Source organism: Nitrosospira sp. Is2 (genome assembly GCF_033095785.1).
In the GTDB taxonomy this organism is placed as follows: domain Bacteria; phylum Pseudomonadota; class Gammaproteobacteria; order Burkholderiales; family Nitrosomonadaceae; genus Nitrosospira.
Window position 1 is genome coordinate 2,363,995 of record NZ_CP137134.1, and the last position, 21,782, is coordinate 2,385,776.

Genomic DNA, 21,782 nt, shown 5'->3' on the forward strand with positions numbered 1-21,782 from the left:
CTCTTGGGGGAGTAACTCAGGGCGTTTTGTCGTGGCGGCCAGCGCTTCCAGTCACCTCATTTATAGCAGACGCCATTGGAAAGGGTTGAGCGCGACGAGCGTGAGCTAGGCCGAACCCCCACTGCACCGGAAGCGCTACTGATGGCAGTGTCTTACGCCTGGCGTGGCTGTCCCGCTGATTTCATTAGCGGGCCTGGTCGTTCACCGAAGTGTATATCCTCCCGCTCATAGCTTATGACATCCGTGCAGGTCTTGAGGTGATGCTGCAAGAGCTTGTAGGTGTCCAGGTCAAAGTCAGGGGAGTTGCGCGTTGTTAGGACATCCTGTAGATCGTTCTCGTCTTCCACCGTCTTGAGATGGCACCAGTCCTGGAAGACATGCAACTGAACGTGCCCTGTAGTGGCGTTCTGTTCGCGCACCCCGATCTTTCCCGGATAGGGCCAGGGTTTCAGACGGTAGGGCATGAGCGCGAGCTTCAGGCGCAGATAATGCAACTCCGGCTTCTCCTGCCCGGCACAGACGCCTTCGCACTGCTGAAGCTGCGAGGAGAAGCAGGCGCCCTTGCCGCACTCGATCCCGATCACGCGAGGGCATAGCTTCTGCCCCTTGATGATTTCTCGCAGCGCTTTCATTGCCCCCCGCTTGGAGCGGAACAGACCAAACAAGTGCTCGAATACATCAGGCTCGATTTCCTCCTCACTCACCACCCGCACCATTGGGAATTGGTTGAGCCCAGCAGCTACGCTCAATGAGAAGAGTTTATGTGCCCGCAGCTTTCGGTTATACACGGGCTGCCGGTCCCTGATCAGTCTCGCTTCCAATAGCAGGGCACCAAGTTCCCCGGCAGTCTCGATCCATTCCACCCGCTTGATCGTTTGGCCAATCTGCATATCCCTGACGGAGGCATGATCCCCACTGAAATGGGACAGCACCCGGGAGCGCAGGGCTACACTCCTGCCGATATAGAGCGGCAGCTCGTTCGCGCCATAGAAGAGATAGACGCCCGGGCTATCGGGAATGTCGCCCAGAAATTCGGAGTCCAGCCCCGGCGGCAAGCTGGGGCCGTGCATGAGGTTATCCACTGCATCCAGCACTGCGGTTTCGCCCAGCTCCTGCTTGGCAAGCTCTACGTAAGCGACCACCAGTTCGACATCCCCCATTGCACGGTGGCGGGCAGAACAGGCAAGACCGTGGCGCGCCAGGATGGCATCCAGGCTATGCCCGTCGTGATGCGGATAGAGCGTGCGGGAGAGCTTGACAGTGCACATCACCTTCTGGCGCAGCACGGCCCCAAGGCGCTGGTATTCGCTCTTGAGAAATCCGTAATCGAAGCGCACATTGTGTGCGGCCAATACCGCACCGTCGAGGTAATCGTAGAGGACAGAGGCGACGTCCTCGAAGGTGGGCGCTCCCTGGACCATGTCATTGGTAATGCCGGTCAGGCGAGAGATAAAGGAGGGAATGCTGACACCCGGATTGACCAAGGTCTGCCAGCGTTGCGTCTCGATTCCATATTCGAAGCGGATGAGAGCAATCTCGGTGATGCGATCATACGAGGGGGTAGCCCCTGTGGTTTCCAGGTCGAGGATGACGTAGCTGGGGATGGTGGAGAACACGATAGATCAGCGGTTAGCATGGGCAGGGATGAGCGTGCTTGACCACTGCTCAATAATGGCTTAATTCCTACGTTGTGATTAACCAGATCCATTCAAGGGCGAACTGAACAGAGAGCCTCGTTCTGATGCCGTTATTCATATACCCGCTTCAGACCTCGAACGGACTGCACTTAGCGTCAATAAAACGTTCTCTGTTCAGCGTCAGGATTGTCCGTCCTTTTGGACGATCGTACAGCAAGTAGCCTAGTATGGGAAGTTGGACAGTAACGGGGTTGCATCGCATCGACATCGTGCCAAAGATGCCAGACTCAGCCATTCAAGGGGCGATTTCATGCTAGACTGAACACCGTTACATTGTTCAGTTGAGGATATGATGGCTACACGAGGCGGCAAAAGGGAAGGCTCGGGTCCGAAGAAATCGATGAGTCCGTATGGGGAGAAAACGGCGGTGATACGGGTTCCCCTCAGCCTCAAGTCCGATGTCCTCGTCTATCTCGAGCCCTTTCGCAAATCGTCAAGCCAGGACAACAATAGCGCCGACGCCGCGTTTCCGCAGGCCATTTCCAATCCCCGGTCCCTTCCGCGTCCCATCTATAGCGGAAAGATTCTGGCAGGGCAGTCCCGCTTTCCTTCTCCCGCACAGGATTACGAGCAGAAAACGCTCGATCTTAATGACCGCTTCATTGCCAACCCACCCGCCACGTTCTTCTTTACTGTCAAGGGCGATTCCATGGTTGGGGCCGGTATCTTCGATGGTGCAACATTGATCGTAGATCGTTCGCTGCGACCTAAGTCTTCCAACATTGTCATAGCGGACGTGGATGGGGAATGGATGGTCAAGCGCCTGTACAAGCGTAGCAGCGTTATCAAGCTGTTATCGGAAAACCCCCTCAATGAGCCCATCGTTCTCAAGGAAGGGCAGGAACTCGTTGTCTTTGGTGTGGTGACCTATGTCATCAACGAAGCCAAATAGACCTGTCTTTGCATTGGCCGATGCCAATTCCTTCTATGCGTCCTGCGAAAAAGTATTCCGGCCTGACCTCAGGAATTCTCCGGTAGTCGTTCTCTCCAATAATGATGGCTGCGTTATTGCCCAGAGCAGGGAAGCCAAGGCATTAGGGATCAGAATGGCAGGGCCCTGGTTTGAAGTGGAAGAACGGGCGCAAGCTATAGGTGCGGTAGCCTTCTCCTCCAACTATGAACTTTACGCCAACATGAGCAATCGCTTCATGGCGACCTTACGCCAGTTCAGCCCACGGCAGGAAGTCTATTCCATTGACGAGTGTTTTCTGGATCTGACCGGCATCAAGCGGGACCTCGTTGCCTATGGGCAGGAAATAAAAGAGACCGTCACCGGTTGGACGGGATTGCCAATATGCGTGGGCATCGGCCACAGCAAGACGCTGGCCAAGCTTGCCAATCACTGTTCCAAGAAGCAGCCGGAATTAAACGGTGTATGCGACTTTACCCGTATGAGCGAGAAAGAACTCGATGCGGTTCTGGAGAAGCTCCCTGTCTCAGCGGTCTGGGGAATAGGACGAAGGCTGGAGAACAGCCTGAAAGCGCTGGGAGTAGAAAATGTATTACGACTCAAGCGAGCCAATCTCAGGAGGGTTCGGGACAGATTCGGCATCATAATGCAGCGCACCGTTCAGGAACTCAATGGCGAGCCATGGCTGAAGCTGGATGACGTAGTACCCCTCGCCAAGCAGGTTATGAGTTCGCGCTCATTCGGGCAAAGGGTAGAGAGACTGTCGGAGCTGAGGGAAGCGATCAGCTACCATGCCGCCAATGCCGCTCAGCGGTTGCGCAAGCAGGGCCTGTTTGCCAACTCCGTTTCCGTCTTCATCCAGAACAGCCCATTCGACCAGGCAGAGTTCTACGGCAGGACCGAGACCGTTGCCTTGCCCGCACCAACGGAATGTAGCCTGCAAATCACCAATGCGGCACTCTGGCTGTTGAAGAAGATCTACAGGCCCGACGTGTATTACCAGAAGGCGGGCGTGATGCTGTGGGACCTAGTCCCGCAAGCAGGGAAGCAGGCAGACCTGCTAGAGTTCTCGGCAGCCAGCAACAGATCGGGCAAGCTGATGGACACAGTGGACAAGATTAACGGTAAATATCGGCGCAGTACCATTCATCTGGCGTCCGAGGGTGTAGACCATACATGGTCCATGCGCCGCAGCTTCAAGAGTCCAAACTATACGGGGGACTGGAACGCGTTGCCGGTGGTGAGCTGAGGCCGAGGCTTGTTTAGAGGGAAACAATCTCATAATCTGGGGAAACCCTTCAACACCTTAGTACCTGTCAGTTGTTACAGCTATTTACCTTATTCATTCTCGCGTCTAATGCTCGTGGCTCTAGGATCATTGCCGGTCTCGGGCTGTTGGGTTTGATCGCACTAAACCGGCACCCTGCTACATAACAATATTCCTCTCGATATTGCACGTATGTGCTTGCCACCCAGCGGCTTTATTTCCACTCCCACAGAACTTCCCATGCGAGATAGCAGATCGTTGTTGGCCATTCCATTTTTTATCATATTCGCGTTGCTTTCGACATCTGTCTGCGCGCTGGACGACGAAGACGAAATAGAAAACCTGAACCGGCAGTTCAGGCGCTTTTTCGATACGAAAAAATACGATCAGGCGGAGAATTTTGCCAAACATGCGCTTCAGAAGGTGGAAGCCAGACGAGGAGAGTCTCATCTGGATGTGGCGGCGATGCTCGACAACCTGGCGTTGGTGTATGAGTGGCAAGGAAAGTTTACCGACGCGCAACAGCTCTCCGAACGCTCGCTCGCACTTCGTACAAAGCTGTTAGGCGAAGAGAATCTGGATGTGGCCCTAAAGCTTAACGATGTTGCATCGTTGCAAATAACACACGGTCAATACCAGCAGGCCGAGCCTCTCCTTCAGAGAACGCTGGCGATCACGGAAAAAATCTTTGGTCCCAACCACCCGTCAGTTGCCATGAGCCTGAATAACATCGCTGTACTTCATCACAGGCAAGGATATTACCAAAAAGTCGAGCCGCTCATCCGGCGTGCGCTCAAGATCCGGGAGAACGCTTTTTCGACCGATCATCCCGACCTGCCGGCGAGTTTTAATAATCTGGGAGCGCTTCATGATGTCGAGGGGCGCCATTCGGAAGCAAAAATGCAATACCAGCGCGCACTCGTAATGCTGGAAAAGGTTTCTGGCAAAGACGGTCCTGCGCTGACTACCGTCCTCAACAACCTTTCAAGGCTTAACCTCATCCTTGGAAACCTATCGGAAGCAGAATCGTTCATCCAGCGTTCTCTTTCAATTCTGCAGAAAACGTACGGAGAAGATCATTTGGTAGTTGCCTATGCCTTAAACAGGCTTGGCGAGCTTAGGCGGTCCCAAGGTGATTACGGGCAGTCGGAATCTGCGTTCACCCGCTCCCTTGAAATCATGGATAAAACGTTCGGGTCGAATAATGAGCATCCAGATCGTGTTGGTATTGTCAGGAATTTGGTCAGTTTGTACAGAACCACAGGTCGGGAGCAAGAAGTTGCAAGGCTCGTTAATCGCGTTGGTGGCGGGACTGATTTAGCAGTGCCAAGCCATGATGAATTGCTACGGCCCATGCTCAAGCTGACCGGCGATACATGGTATCTGCCAGAACCCATTGATCAGGTCGCACCAATCTATCCTGAAGTCTTACGACGATCCGGAACAAAAGGAACGGTGATAGTCAGTGTCCTCATCACGAAAGAAGGTATGGTTCAAGATCACATCCTTATTGAATCCGGACACCCTGCATTGGAAAAGGCCGTAGTGGAGGCCGTGCTCAAGTGGCAGGTTAAGCCACCAAGGACCCTATCCGGCAAAAACGTTTCGGGCAGAATGGCACAACCATTCAATTTTCGATTGGACGAAGCAGGCGGCGGAAATCCCGCTTTCGGACTACCCAAGAATACAGAAGGCCTTCCGCCGGAATTCCAGTACGATGTTCCCCCAATAATCAAAGTCGTTGCCCCTGTCGTTTATCCTGTTGACCTGCTGCGAAAGAATATCGGGGGTTCAGCAAGAGTATCGGTCACAATCGATCCCAAGGGGGAAGTAAGAGAAGTAGAAATCCTTGATGCCACCCATCCAGAATTCGGTGTCGCCACCCGGGCAATGATGCAGTCTTGGATATTTCAGCCGGCCACGAAGAACGGTAAACCAACCTGGGCAGCTTTCTCGAAGAACCAGAAATTTGACCGGGATAACAGGGATATAAACATTGGCGGCGTGACGGAAACATTACTACGAAAAAAGGAAGACGATCCAGATATTCACTCGTTGTCTGAACTCGATGCGCTACCCGAACCGGTATATGCCCCGCAGCCGGTTTATCCTTACCATTTGAAGGTCAGCGGGGTTACAGATTTGGTCCTAGTGGAGTTTCTTATTGATGAGGACGGGTGGGTGCATCTTCCTCGCTTGATAGAGGGAAAAAATGAGGAGCTCGGTTGGCTTGCACTTACTGCCGTGTTGCGGTGGCGGTTCACCCCTCCCTTGCAGAGCGGAAAACCCGTAGTGGCGCGTGTAAGGATGCCGGTGAGGTTTCAATTGGAATAGTGGAAAAATCCTCAGTTTGGCAAATGGAAACTGCCATATGCTGCAGGTAGCAGAAGGGGTTTTAGAACAACAGCCCAGGTATCAGAAGGGCTCAGGACAAAGCAAGATTCCGTTTTGCGGGATGTATAGCGTTGTCTGACCCGGTTTTCGGCACTGGCACGTATACGCATCGCTAGGAGTCGTCCATGTCGAGACTCGCACTCCTCGCATGTGGAATATGGCGGTACAGCGTAGATGCCGCCACGTTTAATCGCCGGGCAACGGCGGCGACGGTTATATCAGAATCTTTCAGCATGGCCTTGGCAGCCTCCAGATCCTTGGCTGAAAGGGCTGGAGGTCTGCCGCCGACGCGACCGCGTTCCCGGGCGGCTCTCAAGCCTGCCGTAATCCGTTCGCGAATTACTCTGCGGTCGAATTCTGCCAATGCAGCAAAAATATGAAAGACGAGCTTATCGCTCGGGGAGCTGGTGTCGATGGGATCCTGCAACGATTTAAGCCCTATCCCTTGCTCATGAAACGATTCGGTCGTCTCGATCAGCTGTTTCTGGAGCCTGCAAGCCGATCGATTTTCCAGACTACCAGCGTGTCGCCCTTATGCATGTAGGCAAGGGCGGCTTTCAGCTCTGGCCGATCCCGTTGTGCACCAGATGCTTTTTTCTGAAAAATTTTTTCGCAGCCCTCCTTATTTAAGGCGTCCAACTGCAAAGCCAGATCCTGCTCCTGAGTACATACCCTCGCGGAGCCAATTTTCATCTCACTCCCTCTACAAAACGTTATTCTCCTGAAACTCATCTCAACTATAGCTTATAGGAGCAAGACTTTCAGGAGATAGTTTTGGGAGGGCAAAAAGAGGGTGAAAACGGAGATTTTTCGGCCCACTCGCTATCTCCGAAAAACGACCGTTTATGCGATAACCCCTCCGATGTATGTTGTCTCAGCTTAAGGAGACTAGTATTTGCATGTCGGCACCATTTTGACTCAGCAGCATCGCAAGTAATCCTTCGGTGAATCGCCCGTTTTACCTAAAAGCCGTTACTCGCCGCCCAATTGGTCCATCTTGGCAGAGGGTCGCTACCATGATCTCCCTCGTCCCTAGGGAAGGTTGAGCCCCAACCGACCGCAAGGCGACGTCAAAAGGTTCCAGCAGAAAAATAGATTTCCTGTTGACTATGACAGAAGACGAGACCAGCACCAATTCTGAAATATCCCCATCGGCTGACAGGTGTACGTAAGTCCAATTGCTAGTGCAGCAATAGCCGCCTAAAATGGCCGCCGTTTCAGGAATTAAAGTTCTATTCCTATTTCAAGGAGAACGTTTTCAAATAACCCGCGTATCCACCGTTCTACCCACGCTTGAGCCGTCCGAGATCACCCGGATGGACTACGAATGCAAGACGGTTGGATACGGAGGCGCGTTCGCGCTGCCGTCGCCAGTTACATACTGCTGTGCTAGAGTGTAGATGCCTCGCCTGATCACAGCTTGAGGCCATGAATACTGATTTTGGCTGAAAGACCACTGGGCACTGTATGACGTCAAGAATGCGGTACTAGCATCCGGCTACACTCCCCAACGGAAGAACAGAATCAATGAATAACGTATTTGCCTTCCGCGACCAGCTCATCAGCGAATACACGTCGTTTTCACGAAGCTTTTCCCGAATCGCTGCGCCAGACATTAGGGATGAGGTGGAACGGCAGTATGCCGATGGGCGTTATTGGCCAGAGCCCCTCGTTCAAATCAATCCGAACTATCAGCGCAAAGGTACAGTGCAAGAGCTGGTCGCAGAGGGTGTATTGCATCGCGCCTGTGCCGAACTCTTTCAGGTGGGTAAAGCAGAGGGGCATCCCCAGCCGCTACACCTCTATACTCATCAGTTGCAGGCATTGGCCAAGGGGCAGCGAAAGCAGAGCTATGTCGTCACCACGGGTACAGGCTCCGGCAAGTCACTGTCATTCTTCATCCCTGTCATTGATCGGATTTTGAAAGCAAAGGATCAAGAAACAGCAGCGCGTACTCGGGCCATCGTCATCTATCCGATGAATGCACTGGCGAATAGCCAGCTCGAAGAGCTCGATAAATTTCTACATGGCTATCCGGATGGGCAGCAACCCTTCACGGTTGCCCGTTATACCGGCCAAGAGTCAAAGGTGGAACGCAACGCTATTGCCGACAACCCGCCTGACATCCTGTTGACCAACTTCATGATGTTGGAGCTGATCCTTACTCGCTTCGACGAGGTGGATCGGCGCGTGGTAGATCACTGCCAAGGGCTGGGGTTTCTGATCCTCGATGAGCTCCATACCTATCGTGGACGTCAAGGTGCGGATGTGGCCTTGCTAGTGCGCCGTTTGCGCGAGCGACTGCAGGCGGAGGAACTCGTCTGCATCGGCACATCCGCCACCATGTCCAGCACCGGAAACCTGGCGGATCGAAACAAGACTGTTGCAGAGGTTGCTACTAAGCTTTTTGGTGCGCGTATAAGCGAGCAGGACATCATCGGCGAGACCCTGGAGCGCGTAACCGATCCACTAAAAGATGTCGCGGCCGTGCAGCCTGATTTGGGCACTGCGGTAGCGCGCCCAGAATTTACCTGGGCAAACTTCGATGCGTTTCGGATTGATCCACTGTCGATCTGGGTCGAATTGAATCTCGGCATTGAACTGCCCGACAACGAGCCGCCGCGTCGAGCAAAGCCGATGACTATCCAAGCGGCCAGTGAAAAACTGGCAAATGACGCAGATTGCACGATGGATGTAGCCCGCAATGGTCTGCAGCGCTTTCTGGTGGCCGCACATGAAATCAGAACCCCGCAAGGCCGGCCGCCATTTGCGTTCAAACTTCACCAATTTATCAGCGGTCCTGGCAAGGTACTTGCCACGCTTGAAATGCAAGGTATTCGTCATATCACCCTGGATGCGCAGCGTTTCGCGCCAGGCCGTCAGGACGAAGGCGTCCAACTCTACCCCGCGCACTTTTGCCGAGATTGCGGCCAGGAGTACCTACCGGTTTGGCAATCAAAGCGGGCACCCAAGAATTACAGCCCGCGCGAAATTGATGACGTTACGGCAGACGATAACGAAGACGTCGTTTACGGATTCCTGTGTCCTGCTGGCTCCAATCTGCCCTACCGAGGCGATATCGAAGATCTCCCGGAGACCTGGCTGGATTTGAGTCGCGACCCACCCAAGATCAAACAGAACTACAAAAAGGCTGTGCCCTATAGCGTCAGCGTTGACGCACAGGGAAACGAGGGTCACGGCGAATCGTTCTGGTACATCCCAGGAAAGTTTCGCTTCTGTCTGAATTGCGGTCAGTTGCATGAAGCGCATGGCAAGGACATCAACCGCCTGGCCAGTCTTTCAGGCGAAGGACGATCATCTGCCACAACCATTCTGACGCTCAGCGCTCTGCGGCAGCTTTTCAACGAGGCTGAACCGGAGCCCGGCCAGCCCGACCCGCGCAAATTACTTGGCTTTACCGACAACCGTCAAGATGCAGCGCTGCAAGCTGGTCATTTCAATGATTTCGTCTTCTTGCTGACCTTGCGTGCAGGTCTTATTGGCGCTCTGCAGAGCAACAGCGATGAGCTGAGTGAAGAGCAGTTGGCCGATGCCGTGTTCAAGGCACTCGGCTTTGATCGGCTGGACGAAGCCACGCTGGTCGAATACCTGCGCACACCCAAGCTCATGGGCCTGGCTCGGCAAGAAGCTCAGCGCACACTGCGCTACATTATTGGCTACCGTTTGCTACGTGATCTGCGACGCGGCTGGCGCTTCAATAACCCGAACCTAGATCAACTGGGTTTGCTGGCTATCAACTACCGTAGTCTGGATGAATTTTGTGCCGACTCGGCCGCCTTCGGGAAAAATGGCACGCTGGGGAAATTGAATGCAGGGCACCGAGCAAACTTGTGTCGGCTTGTTTTCGACACGATGCGTCGCGGGTTGTGCTTGGAGACACGCTATCTCGATCCGGTAGAGCAGGAGAAGGCCAGAACCAGCGCCCACCCTTACCTCAACGAGCGGTGGGCCTTCGCGTCTGATGAAGTGCTGGAAACGGCCAAGTACCTGATTCTCGGTAAGCGGCCGGAATACCGGGGCAAACCAAGAACGGATCTGGTGACGGGCGGGCCTCGCTCGCGCCTGCTGCGCGACATCAAAACCGCCTCCTTCTGGAAAGAAACGGCCTTCGCCGGTCAAGTTACAAACTGGAAGGACCGCGAATGGATCGAACTGGTGGAGGCGCTGCTGCAAGCAGCTGCGCTCTACGGTTATGTCCAGAAGCATTCGATCGATCAACAGTTGATAGGTTGGCGCGTCAATGCAGCGGCGATGGATTGGTGTTTGCCAGAAGATTCCCTCCCGCGGGGAGACGCGCGCGCTAATCAATTCTTCCGCGCGCTCTATCTGAACATCGCCGATTTATTACGCCAGAAGAGCCATCCGCTGTTCGATTTTGAGGCGCAGGAACACACCGCTCAGGTGGACGCTAGACGCCGTCAATTGCTGGAACAACGTTTCCGCTACACCGACAATGACCGTAAGGACTGGGCAGACAACCCAGCGCACGAAGCCCCGCTGGAACGACTGCCAGTCATGTTCTGCTCGCCCACCATGGAGCTGGGCGTCGACATTTCCGCGCTGAATACCGTGTACCTGCGCAATGTCCCGCCGACCCCTGCCAATTACGCTCAGCGCAGTGGCCGAGCAGGCCGATCAGGTCAACAAGCGCTGGTGATCAGTTATTGCGCTTCGTTGAGCCCACATGACCAGTGGTTTTTCCATCACGCCAATGAAATGGTGCATGGGGTCGTCCGTGCGCCCACGCTGGATCTGGCCAATCGCGATCTGGTCGAGAGCCATTTGCAGGCGGTCTGGCTGGCAAACACCCACATTGCACTCGATGTCAGTATCGCCCCCATGCTTGACCTTGATCAGCCGGGCAAGCCGTTGATCAAGTCCTACCGCGATGCACTGAATGATCCGGCAGCCACGCAGCGTGCTCAGGCCAGTGCTGCCCGCGTCATTGCCCAGCTGCAACAGGAGATGGCAGGCAGCGACTGGTTTTCAGCTGATTATGTGCAAAAGGTGATTGAACGTGCACCTCAGACATTCTCCGACGCACTGGAGCGCTGGCGCGTCTTGTTCGATGCTACCCGCACACAAATGAACATGGCCGACCAGATCGTCAAAAGCCATACGGCATCTCACAGTGAGCGCCAGAACGCCCAGCGTCGTTACGGCGATGCGGCCCGGCAATACGACGTGTTGCTCAAGAGCGGCAACACCCAGAATTCGGATTTCTACACCTACCGTTATCTGGCCAGCCAGGGTTTCCTGCCGGGCTACAATTTCCCGCGCTTGCCCCTGATGGCTTGGATTCCCGCGCGCGGGGGCACAAAGGCAAGCGGCAAGGATGACGAGGGCAGCATGGTGAGTCGCCCGCGCTTTTTGGCCTTGTCGGAGTTCGGCCCGCGCAGTCTGATCTATCACCAGGGGCGCATGTACCGCGTGGTGCGCGCCAAGCTTAACGTGGGTTCAGCCGATCATATCTCCGGCAACAGCCAGCTGGCCACCACTTCCTCACTCGTCTGCAGTCAATGCGGCTATGGCCATCTGGGTGACATCAACGGTGCGCAGCCCTTGGTCAATCGCTGTGAGAACTGCGATGCCCTGTTGACCGAGCACGACTGGGTGCGCGAGCTGTACCGGATCGAAACCGTGGAAACGGTCGCCGTCGAACGAATCTCTATCAACGATGAAGATCGGCAGCGTCAGGGATTTGAGCTGCAAACCACCTACCGTTTCCTGCCGGGGCCGGATGGCGTCATTCAGCAGCGTAAAGCCGAGGTCAGGCACGGCGAGCAAACCCTGGCCGAGCTGACCTATGCGCCTGCGGCCCGCTTGTGGCGCATCAACTGTGGCTGGCGCAGGCGCAAGAACAAACAGCAGCTGGGCTTTTACATCAACCCCATCACCGGCACCTGGAGCAAGCAGGACGAACCGGGTGGCAATGAAGACGAGGGCAAGGACGAGGCGCTGCTCGACAAAGTACCCAACCAGCGCATCGTTCCCTTTGTCGAGGATCACCGCAACCTGCTGATTCTCGCGCCCGTGCATGCCTTGTCGATCGAGGCCATGGCGACCTTGCAGGCGGCGCTCAAACGCGGCATCGAGATGACCTTCCAGATTGAAGAGTCGGAACTCGTGGCGGAACCGCTGCCCAAAGCAGACGAGCGCCGTGCCTTGATGTTCTACGAGGCTGCCGAAGGCGGCGCGGGCGTGCTTACGCGCATTGCCAGCGACCCGGCCAGCCTGGCGCAGGTCGCCAGTAACGCACTCAAACTGCTGCATCACCAGGCGCCGCAGGGGGACTGGAAGCTGGAAGACTTGCCGTCGCTGGAGCAAACCAATGCGCTGGGCAACCACATCTGTGAAGCAGGTTGCTACCAATGCCTGCTGTCCTACTTCAACCAGCCCGACCACGAAAACATCAATCGCCGCAATGTTGATGCGCTCGAGGTACTGGTGGCGCTGGCCAATGCCGAAGTCCAACCCAAGCGAGAGCCAGCCCCAGCCCCAGCTTCAGCTTCAGCAAGCATACCGACCGATGATCATCTCAAGCAGTGGCTGCACGCCTTGGATGCCGCCGGCTTGCGCCATCCGGATGCCATGCAGGTACCCGTCAACCAAGGCACTGAAATAGCTGCAGGCCAATACAAGTCGGCCCGCGCCCTGGTATTTCTTGACTACGTTGATACCAACACTGCCGCCTTATTGGCAGATAAGGGCTGGAAAGTACTGAACTTCTCCGATCCATCGCTCTGGCATGCGCAGTTTGCTGCGCATCCCGATGTGTTCGGCAAATTCGAACAGCCACAATGACCCAACTTGAACACGACTTCATGCCAGGCAACCTGGTTCGTGCCCGGGGGCGTGAATGGGTGGTTCAAAGTGAATCCCGCCCTGACTGGCTGCGCCTGCGTCCACTCGGCGGTGCGGATGACGACACCATCTCCCTCGTCCCAGCGCTCGAGCTACAACCGGTAACGCCTGCCACCTTCCCATGGCCCGAACCTGAGCATGTGGGAAACCATGCTGCCGCCTTGCTGCTACGCGATGCTCTGCGCCTCAAGCTGCGTGCTGGTGGCGGGCCATTCCGTTCGTTTGGCAATATCGCGGTAGAGCCGCGCGGCTATCAGTTGGTACCGTTATTGATGGCGCTGCGTCTAACTACAGTTCGCCTATTGATTGCCGATGACGTTGGTATTGGGAAAACCATCGAAGCCGGGCTGATCGCCCGTGAACTGATGGACCGTGGCGAGATCGCCCGCCTCGCCGTACTCTGCCCCCCGCATCTGGTGGAGCAATGGCAAAGCGAACTGGAAACCCGCTTTAACCTGCAAGCGGTGACGCTGACATCGGCATCTGCTGCACGCATCGAGCGCGATCTTCCCCATGGCGTGAGTCTGTTCGATTACTATCCCGTGGTTGTGGTGAGTCTGGATTACATCAAGAGCGAGCGCCATCGCGAACACTTTCTGGCGATTGCACCGGAGTGCGTTATTGTTGACGAAGCACATACCTGCGCCAGCAGTGGTACGGGCAAGCAACTGCGCTTTGAGTTGTTGCAACGCTTGGTCAAGGATGAAACCCGTCATCTGATCCTCCTCACCGCCACGCCGCACTCAGGCGACGAGACCGCGTTTTACAACCTGCTGTCTTTGCTCGACCCACGCTTCAGCGCCTTGCAAAATCGCATGTCGGCGGGGGATCCTTTGCGTCAGGAGCTGGCACGGCATTTCGTCCAGCGTCGACGCAAGGACATTGCCGAATGGCAGGCCCAAACCGGCGATGGCCGTGGTTTTCCTCGGCGCATGAAAACCGAAGTCACCTACCAGCTCAGCGGGGATTGGGGCGCGTTTTTTGATTCGGTTCAGGACTATTGCCGCGAGCTGGCCCTGAATTTTGAAGAATGCATCGAGCAACAGGGTGAAGGCCGTGGCCGCCTGATCTGGTATGCCACGCTCGCACTTTTGCGTTGCGTCGCCTCGTCACCCGCCGCTGCTGTCAAAGCACTCACCACTCGGCTAGAAGGCAGTCTTGAAACAGACGACCTGCTGGCCGACGAACGCCTGCATGATGGAGAGGCCGATAACCTCGACAGCAGCGACTTGGAGCCGCCCGCGCAACTGGAAGAGGCCAGCCGGCTGCAAGGCTTGATCCAAGAAGCAGAACGCCTCTCCGGCAAGGCGGGTGACCCGAAGTTGGCCGCGCTTATGAGGCATGTCGAGGCGCTGGTGAAAGACGGCTACGACACCGTGGTGTTTTGCCGTTACATCGCCACCGCTCACTACGTGGCCGAACACCTGCGCAACGCCTTTCCCAGGACCACTGTCGATTCCGTCACCGGGGAATACACCCCGGAAGAGCGCCGCGAGCGTGTCGAAGCGATGGAAGAAGGCGAACCGCGCATTCTGGTGGCGACCGACTGCCTTTCCGAGGGCATCAACCTGCAGCACCTGTTTACCGCAGTCGTTCACTACGATCTGGCCTGGAACCCCACCCGCCACGAGCAGCGGGAAGGCCGCGTCGATCGTTTTGGCCAGCAGGCCGCAGAGGTGCGCTGCACCATGCTCTGGGGGCAGGATAACCCCGTCGATGGTTTTGTGCTGAACGTGATTCTGCGCAAATGTGAAACCATCCAGAAAGAACTGGGCGTGCTGGTGCCCATGCCGGAAGACGAAGCCCGCATCAATCAGGCGCTGGTCAAGGCGGCGCTGATGAAGCGCAGTGACAGTCGTCAATCAACGCCCCAGGCCAGTTTTGATTTTGGCGAGCCCGAGCGCATCCTCGCGCCGTTGCAAGCCCAATGGCGGGACGCATTGGAAAAAGCCAAGGCCAACCGTACCGTATTTGCTCAGCGCCGTATCCGCCCCGATGAAGTGCTGCCCGAGTGGCAAAAGCAGCAAGAAGCGCTCGGCACCCAGACCGATGTGCAACGCTTTGTACACAGCGCCTGCGCCCGCCTCAATGTCCCGCTGGAGCCGGCGCGCAAACAGCAGTTTCGCTTTCTGCCGCAGCATCTGCCCGAAGCGCTGCGCCTGCGCCTGGCCGATGAAGGCATCGCCAAGCCCCTGCTGCTCAACTTCAACGAAATGCACCGCAGTCACCCGCTGGTCAGTTTGCTGGCTGAACACGTGCTGGAGATCAGTCTAGCCGGTGAGACGGGCGTTGCCGCACGCTGCGCCGCCACCCTGACCGATGCCGTGGAGGTGGTCACCACCGTGTACTTACTGCGCCTGCGCCATCAATTGGGCTATGTTCGCCGTCGTAAGCCGTTCCAGATGATGGCCGAAGAAACCCTGTCGCTGGCCGTGAAAGGCCGCAGCAATCCGCAATGGCTGCAAGGTGATGCCGTGGCGCGGTTGCTGGAATGCATGCCCACCGGCAACCTGCCCGTGGAAGCCATGCAGCGCGAAATCCGCACCGCGCTGGATTTTCTCGCCGCACATCCCCGGCAACTGCAAACGCTGGCCGAGGAACGCGCCCAAACCTTGCTGGCCGACCACCAACGTGTGCGTGAAGCAGCGCGCGATGTTGGCCAATACAGCGTCAACGCCTGCCTGCCCGTGGACGTGATGGGTGTGTATGTGCTGCTGCCAGATGCACTGTAACGGGCAGCCGCTGGGATAAAAACATGAGAAAGCTGCGTAAAAGCCAAGCCGCGCTCAACCTGCACACGCTCACACTTGAAGGCGGGTTGTTTCTGCCGGATCAATTAGAAAAGGCCGCGCTCGGCAGCGCCCGATGGCAAAGCGAAGCCGACTATGGGACCCCCAAGGGCCTCACGCTCAAGGATGATTACAGCCGCGCCTTCCAGATCGCTCGTGCTCAGTGGAAGCACTTCGCCGCCCAGCTTGAACGGGCCGATGTGGATGCCGCTGTGCTCACCCACACCTTTGCGCAAGAGCTGCTGCGTGATGTGTTTGGTTGCATCAATCTGCAAGCTTGCCCTGGCATCACACTAGGCGAGCGCTATTATCCAATCAGCCTGCTGGCAGGCCATGTGCCGGTGGTGGTAGCACCGCATACCCTGCCTTTGCATGAACCCGATGCACGATTTGCCATAGCGGGTTCTGGGGTGCGCAAAAAATCGGCCTTCATGCTGATGCAAGAACTGCTCAACGCCAGCCCCGGGCACTTGTGGGGAATCGTCTGCAATGGCATCACCCTGCGCCTGCTGCGCGATGCCGCCACGCTCACCCGCCCCAGCTATCTTGAAATTGACCTGGCCGATTTGCTCGAGGGTCAGCGTTATGCCGAATTCGCCAATGTCTGGCGCGTGCTGCATGCCAGCCGCGCTGCCGGTGAACCCGCCGAGTGCATCTGGGAGCGCTGGCGTACAGCCGGGCAGGAAGAAGGCACCCGCGTGCGCGAAGGCCTGCGCCTGGGCGTGACCGATGCCTTGCTGACCTTGGGTGAAGGTTTTCTCCAACACCCCGCCAATGACGCCCTGCGCAGCGCTCTTCATTACGGCGAACTCAGCAAAGATGCCTACTTCCAGCAACTGTTGCGGCTGATTTACCGGCTGATCTTTGTTTTCAGCGTCGAAGAGCGAGGCCTGCTGCACCCTCAAGATGAAAGCAAAACGGCTCAAGCCGCTCGCCGCGCCTACGCCGCGGGCTATGCCTTGGCCCGCCTGCGCGAGCTTTGCCTCAAGCGCCGCGCCCGCAACCGTTTTGATGACCACTGGCAAGCGCTACGCATCATCTTTAAAGGCTTGAGCGAAGGCGAACCGCGCTTGGCCTTGCCCGCCCTCGGTGGCTTGTTCGCCACGGGCCAATGCCTGGCACTGGATGCCGCCAGTCTGGATAACGCGCATCTGCTCGCGGCCATGCAAAACCTGCGCTGGGCCAGGCATTCTGTTCGTAATAGCGGAGGCGTGCTCGCTCCGGTGGACTACCGCAACATGGGGCCGGAGGAGTTGGGCAGCGTGTACGAAAGCCTGCTGGAGCTGGTGCCGGAGGTCGACCTGCCGGCTCGTAAGTTTGGCTTTGTCGGCCTCACCAGCGAAGGCAGCACCGCCGGCAATGCGCGCAAACTCAGCGGCAGCTACTATACGCCCGATTCGCTGGTGCAGGAATTGATCAAGTCCGCGCTCGACCCGGTGATTACGCAGCGTCTCGCCGCGCAGCCCGATGCGCCCATCGAGGCACTACTCGCTATCCGCGTCATCGACCCCGCCTGCGGCAGCGGCCACTTTTTGCTGGCGGCAGCCCGCCGTTTGGCCGAAAAGCTCGCACAGCTTCGGGTCACCGATGGCGAACAAACAGAACAAGAGTTCCGCCACGGCCTGCGTGAAGTGGTGGCCAAGTGTATTTTCGGGGTGGACCGCAACCCCATGGCCATCGAACTGACGCGCACCGCATTGTGGCTGGAGGGCTTTGAAGAAGGCCGGCCATTAGGTTTTCTCGACCACCACCTACAAGTCGGCGACGCGCTGTTGGGGCTGACCGATTTGAAAGCGCTGGAACTGGGCATCGCCAAAGATGCTTTCAAGCCGCTCTCAGGCGACGACAAGGAAGTGTGCAAGCAGCTTGCCAAAACCAACGCTGCCGCGCTCAAAGACTTGGAAAAGAAACGCAACGCCCGCGCCTTTGGCCAGTTCGATGTGGGAAGCGCCAGCGGCAGTGGTCTCAGTCAGTTGCAAGCGCTCGAAGCCCTTCCGGAAAACTCCACACAGCAGATCGTTGCCAAGGAAGCCGCCTACCGTGCGTTCTCGGAACAAGCGAAAACCAGTCGGTTGGCGCACGCTGCCGATCTGCTGATAGGAGCCTATTTACTGCCAAAACTCGAAGGAGCCGAGCAACGCATCCCTACCAGCACCACGCTCTACCTGACCCTGCTGGGTGAGACGCTGCCAGCGGCACAACAAGATGCGTTGGCAGCCGCACAAACGGCCTGTGCTGACGCACGGGTACTGCACTGGCCACTAGCCTTTCCGCAGGTGTTTGCCGGTGGAGGCTTTGATTGCGTGCTGGGTAACCCACCGTGGGAACGCATAAAGCTGCAAGAAGAAGAATTCTTCGCCACCCGCCACCGAGATGTGGCGCAAGCCAAAAACAAAGCAGAGCGCAGCCAGCGCATCCAGTGGCTGAGCGAGGGCATGCTGGCCAAACATCTTTTTCCGCAACTAGAGCACGCACCGCGCGAATGTGAGGCTGAGCAGCGCCTTTATGTTGAATTCATCAATGCACGCCGCACGGCGGAATCCGCAAGTGTTTTTGCGCATATGAAGGGTGAGGACGGTGGGCGTTATCCCTTGTCGGGGGTCGGTGATGTCAATACCTACGCACTGTTTGCCGAAACCATCAGCCAGATTACTCATGCCAACGGGCGCGGCGGATTCATCGTCCCGTCCGGGCTTGGCACGGACGATTCCACCAAGCGCTTTTTTCAAAGCTTGGTGAGCGGCAAACGGCTGGTGTCCTTCTTCGGATTCGACAACGCCAAGCGCATTTTCCCTTCAGTGCATCCTGATACGCCGTTCGCTTTGGTGACCATTGGCATGACGCAATCTGATGCCGAACTTGCCCACTACTTGCTATCAGTTGAGTATCTGGCAGACCCGCGGCGACGCTTTACTCTCACGCCCGGAGAATTCCAGCTCATCAACCCCAATACGCTCACCTGCCCAGTCTTTCGCAGCGAGCGCGATGCCGAATTGACCAAAAAACTCTATCGCACCGCACCGGTGTTGATCGACGACAATTGCCCCGGCGGCAACCCATGGGGCATCAGCTTCATGCGCATGCTCGATATGGCAAACGATAGCGACTTGTTTCATGACGAGGCTGGCAATGACCTGCTGCCGCTGTACGAAGCCAAAATGATGCACCAGTTTGACCACCGCTGGGCAACCTATACCGTTGACGGCAACAGCCGCGAGGTGAGCGAGGCTGAAAAAGCCGATCCCGGTTACGTCGTCACCCCGCGGTATTGGGTGTCCGCTGACGAAGTGGAAGAGCGTCTGACCAAGCGTGACCGAGATGGTAACGTGATTTGGCACTGGGACCGCAATTGGCTGATGGGCTGGCGGGATATCACCAATGCCACCAATGAACGCACCGTGATTGCGAGTGTGGTGCCGAGGGTGGGGGTGGGCCACACCATGCCACTGCTCATGACAACCCGAGAGCCGGCACAAGTTGCAGCGTTACTGGGTAACCTTGGTGCGTTGGTTCTGGATTTTGTTGCGCGAGTGAAGGTTGGCGGCACGCATTTAACTTACGGTTATCTCAAACAATTTCCCGTATTGCCCCCTAAGCACTACACCGAAACCGACCTTGAATTCATCGTCCCGCGCGTGCTGGAACTCACCTACACCACTCACGACCTGAAACGGTGGGCGCAAGACCTCGGCTATTTCGGCGAACCCTTCGCCTTCAATCCCAATCGCCGCGCGCAACCGCGCGCCGAACTCGATGCCTACTACGCCAAACTCTACCGCCTCACCCGCGACGAGTTGCGCTACATTCTCGATCCCGCCGATGTAATGGCTGAGGATTACCCCAGCGAAACCTTCCGCGTGCTTAAGAAAAACGAGATGCGAGAGTTCGGCGAATACTGCACCCAGCGGCTGGTGCTGGAGGCGTGGGACAAGCTGGAGCGAGGAGAGTTGTACTGATGCTGACGCACTTGAAACTGGAAAACTTCAAGATCTGGCGCAGCACGGGGCCTATTCGCCTGGCGCCCATTACCTTGCTGCTCGGCACCAACTCTTCCGGTAAATCCAGCCTGATCCAGAGCCTGCTTCTGATCCGACAAACGGTGAAAGGCGACAACCCCAATCTGGATCTCAATCTGGGCAATGCCGATGCCGATGATTCGATAACGCTGGGGCAATTTAAGGATTTGCTTTGCCGCCATGGCGCCGCCAGTGAAAGCACGTCCGCGACTCAGGTGGGTATCGAATTTCGCTGGGGTGAGCACGACCAGGCAGAAAGCTCGACGCTGTTTTCAGCACGCTACAACAAGGGACCGGCCGGTAGCGCAGAACTGGCTTTTCTGCGTTTGGGGAAAGATGGGCAAGGTTTTAGCGTGCAGCGTCGCAGGCCTGGCATTTACCGCCTGAGCCTGGCGACGCAGGCCAAGCCTTTGGGCCAAAGTGCGGATTTTCGCCCGGAGCGTTCATTTGCCTTTTCAGCGGCCACACTGAACAAACTAAAGGCGCAGGCGGAACCAATCAAGTCGATTGGCCCTGCCTTGTTGGATGAACTGGGCCGCATCATTTATCTGGGCCCGGTTCGTCGCATGGCGCAACGCGATTATGTGTGGGCTGGTCGCATGCCTGCATACATCGGCGACGATGGTTCCAAAGCGGTGGATGCATTGATCGCCAGTGGCCTAGCGCGGCAGTCTGCTCTCAAGCGCAAACAAGTGCTACCTGCCGAAGCGCAACTATTCGAGCAAACGATTCATTGGCTTAAAGAGATGAATCTGGCGGATGGCCTGTCCATTCGCGCACTGGGCAGTTCTACACGCTATGAATTGATGATTGAAAACGACGGCCAGGCCAGCAACCTCAAGGATGTCGGTGTGGGTGTTTCGCAGGTCATCCCCGTCATTGTCGCGGCCTTATTTGCCCAGCCGGGGCATATCGTCATCGTCGAAGAGCCAGAAAGCCATTTGCATCCGTTGGCGCAGAGCCAATTAGCTGAACTGTTTTCAGAGGTTAGCAGAGAGCGGAGGGTGCAGTTTATTGTTGAAACTCACTCTGAGCATTTGCTAACCCGTTTGCAACGTCGCGTTGCGGAACAGAAGATTCCGATGAAAGACTTGGCTATGTATTTTGTTGAGCGTAAAGAAAAAAGGGCGGAGCTAAGCCCATTGCAGTTGGATGAGTACGGGGACATCAGCAATTGGCCACCAAATTTTTTTGGCGATGAAATGGGTGACATTGCCGCTCGCACCATGGCGGCAATGCGGAGAAAGTTAGAGCTGCGCAGGACCACCAACACAAATGAAGGCGATCAATGAGCGCCGTGGTTATTGATACCAATGTCTTATTGGTGGCCAATCGGCAGCATCACGATATTTCGGAAGAATGCATATTGGCCTGTGTGCAGAAACTGTTAGATGCTCAAGGAGGTATTGTCGTAGTTGATAACGAATACCGAATTTTCAATGAATACCAAAACAAAACTAATCCAAACAACGGGTCTCGCATGGGTGATGCGTTTTTGAAATGGCTATTGCAGAATCAGGCCAACACACAGCGAGTGCATAAAATGTCTCTTACAGAAACTGCGGCAAACGAATTTGCCGAATTTCCAGACCCGTCATTGCAGGCGAGCTTTGACGCGCCCGATCGCAAGTTCGCGGCGGTGGCACATGCCCACCCAGACAAGCCGCCGGTTTGGCAGGCGGCGGACTGCAAGTGGCTGAATTGGTGGCCAGCCTTGCATGGGAAAGGGGTTCGAGTAGATTTTTTGTGCCCCGACGATGTTTGTAAGTTTTACGGGAATAAGTTCCCAAACATCCCTTTGCCTGCATTGCCGGTCGTTTGATA

Annotated in this window: 10 protein-coding genes and 1 pseudogene; 8 read left to right on the plus strand and 3 right to left on the minus strand. The window is 56.3% G+C overall.

The window, feature by feature from the left end; all coding sequences use genetic code 11:
• Positions 1 to 152: 152 nt before the first annotated feature.
• Positions 153 to 1,616 carry an exonuclease domain-containing protein gene (locus tag R5L00_RS10400; RefSeq protein ID WP_317651549.1) on the minus strand — a complete coding sequence of 488 codons (1,464 nt, stop codon included), beginning with the start codon at positions 1,614 to 1,616 and terminating at the stop codon, positions 153 to 155.
• Positions 1,617 to 2,037: 421 nt separating this feature from the next.
• On the opposite strand from R5L00_RS10400, the gene R5L00_RS10405 reads away from it, so the two are divergent.
• The 3 genes from R5L00_RS10405 to R5L00_RS10415 all read left to right on the plus strand — a co-directional run bounded on the left by R5L00_RS10405 (position 2,038) and on the right by R5L00_RS10415 (position 6,208).
• Positions 2,038 to 2,589, plus strand: coding sequence for a translesion error-prone DNA polymerase V autoproteolytic subunit (locus tag R5L00_RS10405; RefSeq protein WP_317651550.1), 552 nt, complete (start codon positions 2,038 to 2,040; stop codon positions 2,587 to 2,589).
• Entirely contained in the window at positions 2,567 to 3,856 is a 1,290-nt protein-coding gene (locus R5L00_RS10410) for a Y-family DNA polymerase (protein WP_317651551.1), read from the plus strand. Before R5L00_RS10405 ends, R5L00_RS10410 begins: the two co-directional genes overlap by 23 nt.
• Before the next feature lie 279 nt (positions 3,857 to 4,135).
• On the plus strand, positions 4,136 to 6,208 hold the full coding sequence (locus tag R5L00_RS10415) for a TonB family protein (protein ID WP_317651552.1): 2,073 nt from the start codon (positions 4,136 to 4,138) through the stop codon (positions 6,206 to 6,208).
• Between the two features lie 172 nt (positions 6,209 to 6,380).
• On the opposite strand, the gene R5L00_RS15935 is transcribed toward R5L00_RS10415, so the two are convergent.
• Positions 6,381 to 6,503 (minus strand): hypothetical protein, encoded by a 123-nt coding sequence (locus R5L00_RS15935; RefSeq protein ID WP_411555620.1) that lies wholly within the window; start codon positions 6,501 to 6,503, stop codon positions 6,381 to 6,383.
• Between the two features lie 114 nt (positions 6,504 to 6,617).
• Positions 6,618 to 7,000 (minus strand): annotated as a pseudogene (locus R5L00_RS15940) (recombinase family protein); the annotation flags it as partial.
• Positions 7,001 to 7,795: 795 nt separating this feature from the next.
• Here R5L00_RS15940 and R5L00_RS10430 point away from each other — a divergent pair.
• Genes R5L00_RS10430 through R5L00_RS10450 form a run of 5 tightly spaced genes read left to right on the plus strand, consistent with a single transcriptional unit; the run spans position 7,796 to position 21,780 of the window.
• On the plus strand, positions 7,796 to 13,093 hold the full coding sequence (locus R5L00_RS10430; RefSeq protein WP_317651556.1) for a DEAD/DEAH box helicase: 5,298 nt from the start codon (positions 7,796 to 7,798) through the stop codon (positions 13,091 to 13,093).
• A complete protein-coding gene (locus R5L00_RS10435; RefSeq protein ID WP_317651558.1) occupies positions 13,090 to 15,885 on the plus strand; it encodes a helicase-related protein in 2,796 nt (931 codons plus the stop codon). The genes R5L00_RS10430 and R5L00_RS10435 overlap by 4 nt, the downstream gene beginning before the upstream one ends.
• Positions 15,886 to 15,908: 23 nt before the next feature.
• A complete protein-coding gene (locus tag R5L00_RS10440; RefSeq protein ID WP_317651560.1) occupies positions 15,909 to 19,898 on the plus strand; it encodes an Eco57I restriction-modification methylase domain-containing protein in 3,990 nt (1,329 codons plus the stop codon).
• Positions 19,898 to 21,250 (plus strand): AAA family ATPase, encoded by a 1,353-nt coding sequence (locus R5L00_RS10445; protein WP_317651562.1) that lies wholly within the window; start codon positions 19,898 to 19,900, stop codon positions 21,248 to 21,250. Before R5L00_RS10440 ends, R5L00_RS10445 begins: the two co-directional genes overlap by 1 nt.
• Positions 21,247 to 21,780: a hypothetical protein gene (locus R5L00_RS10450; RefSeq protein ID WP_317651564.1), complete on the plus strand. Its 534-nt coding sequence runs from the start codon at positions 21,247 to 21,249 to the stop codon at positions 21,778 to 21,780. The genes R5L00_RS10445 and R5L00_RS10450 overlap by 4 nt, the downstream gene beginning before the upstream one ends.
• Positions 21,781 to 21,782 lie beyond the last annotated feature (2 nt).

Excerpts from the sequence above, each read along its gene's own strand:
- R5L00_RS10405 (WP_317651550.1), top strand. The coding sequence starts at position 2,038 with ATGAGTCCGTATGGGGAGAAAACGGCGGTGATACGGGTTCCCCTCAGC.
- R5L00_RS10410 (WP_317651551.1), top strand. The coding sequence starts at position 2,567 with ATGTCATCAACGAAGCCAAATAGACCTGTCTTTGCATTGGCCGATGCC.
- R5L00_RS15935 (WP_411555620.1), bottom strand. The coding sequence starts at position 6,503 with ATGCTGAAAGATTCTGATATAACCGTCGCCGCCGTTGCCCGGCGATTA.
- R5L00_RS10430 (WP_317651556.1), top strand. The coding sequence starts at position 7,796 with ATGAATAACGTATTTGCCTTCCGCGACCAGCTCATCAGCGAATACACG.
- R5L00_RS10435 (WP_317651558.1), top strand. The coding sequence starts at position 13,090 with ATGACCCAACTTGAACACGACTTCATGCCAGGCAACCTGGTTCGTGCC.
- R5L00_RS10440 (WP_317651560.1), top strand. The coding sequence starts at position 15,909 with ATGAGAAAGCTGCGTAAAAGCCAAGCCGCGCTCAACCTGCACACGCTC.
- R5L00_RS10445 (WP_317651562.1), top strand. The coding sequence starts at position 19,898 with ATGCTGACGCACTTGAAACTGGAAAACTTCAAGATCTGGCGCAGCACG.
- R5L00_RS10450 (WP_317651564.1), top strand. The coding sequence starts at position 21,247 with ATGAGCGCCGTGGTTATTGATACCAATGTCTTATTGGTGGCCAATCGG.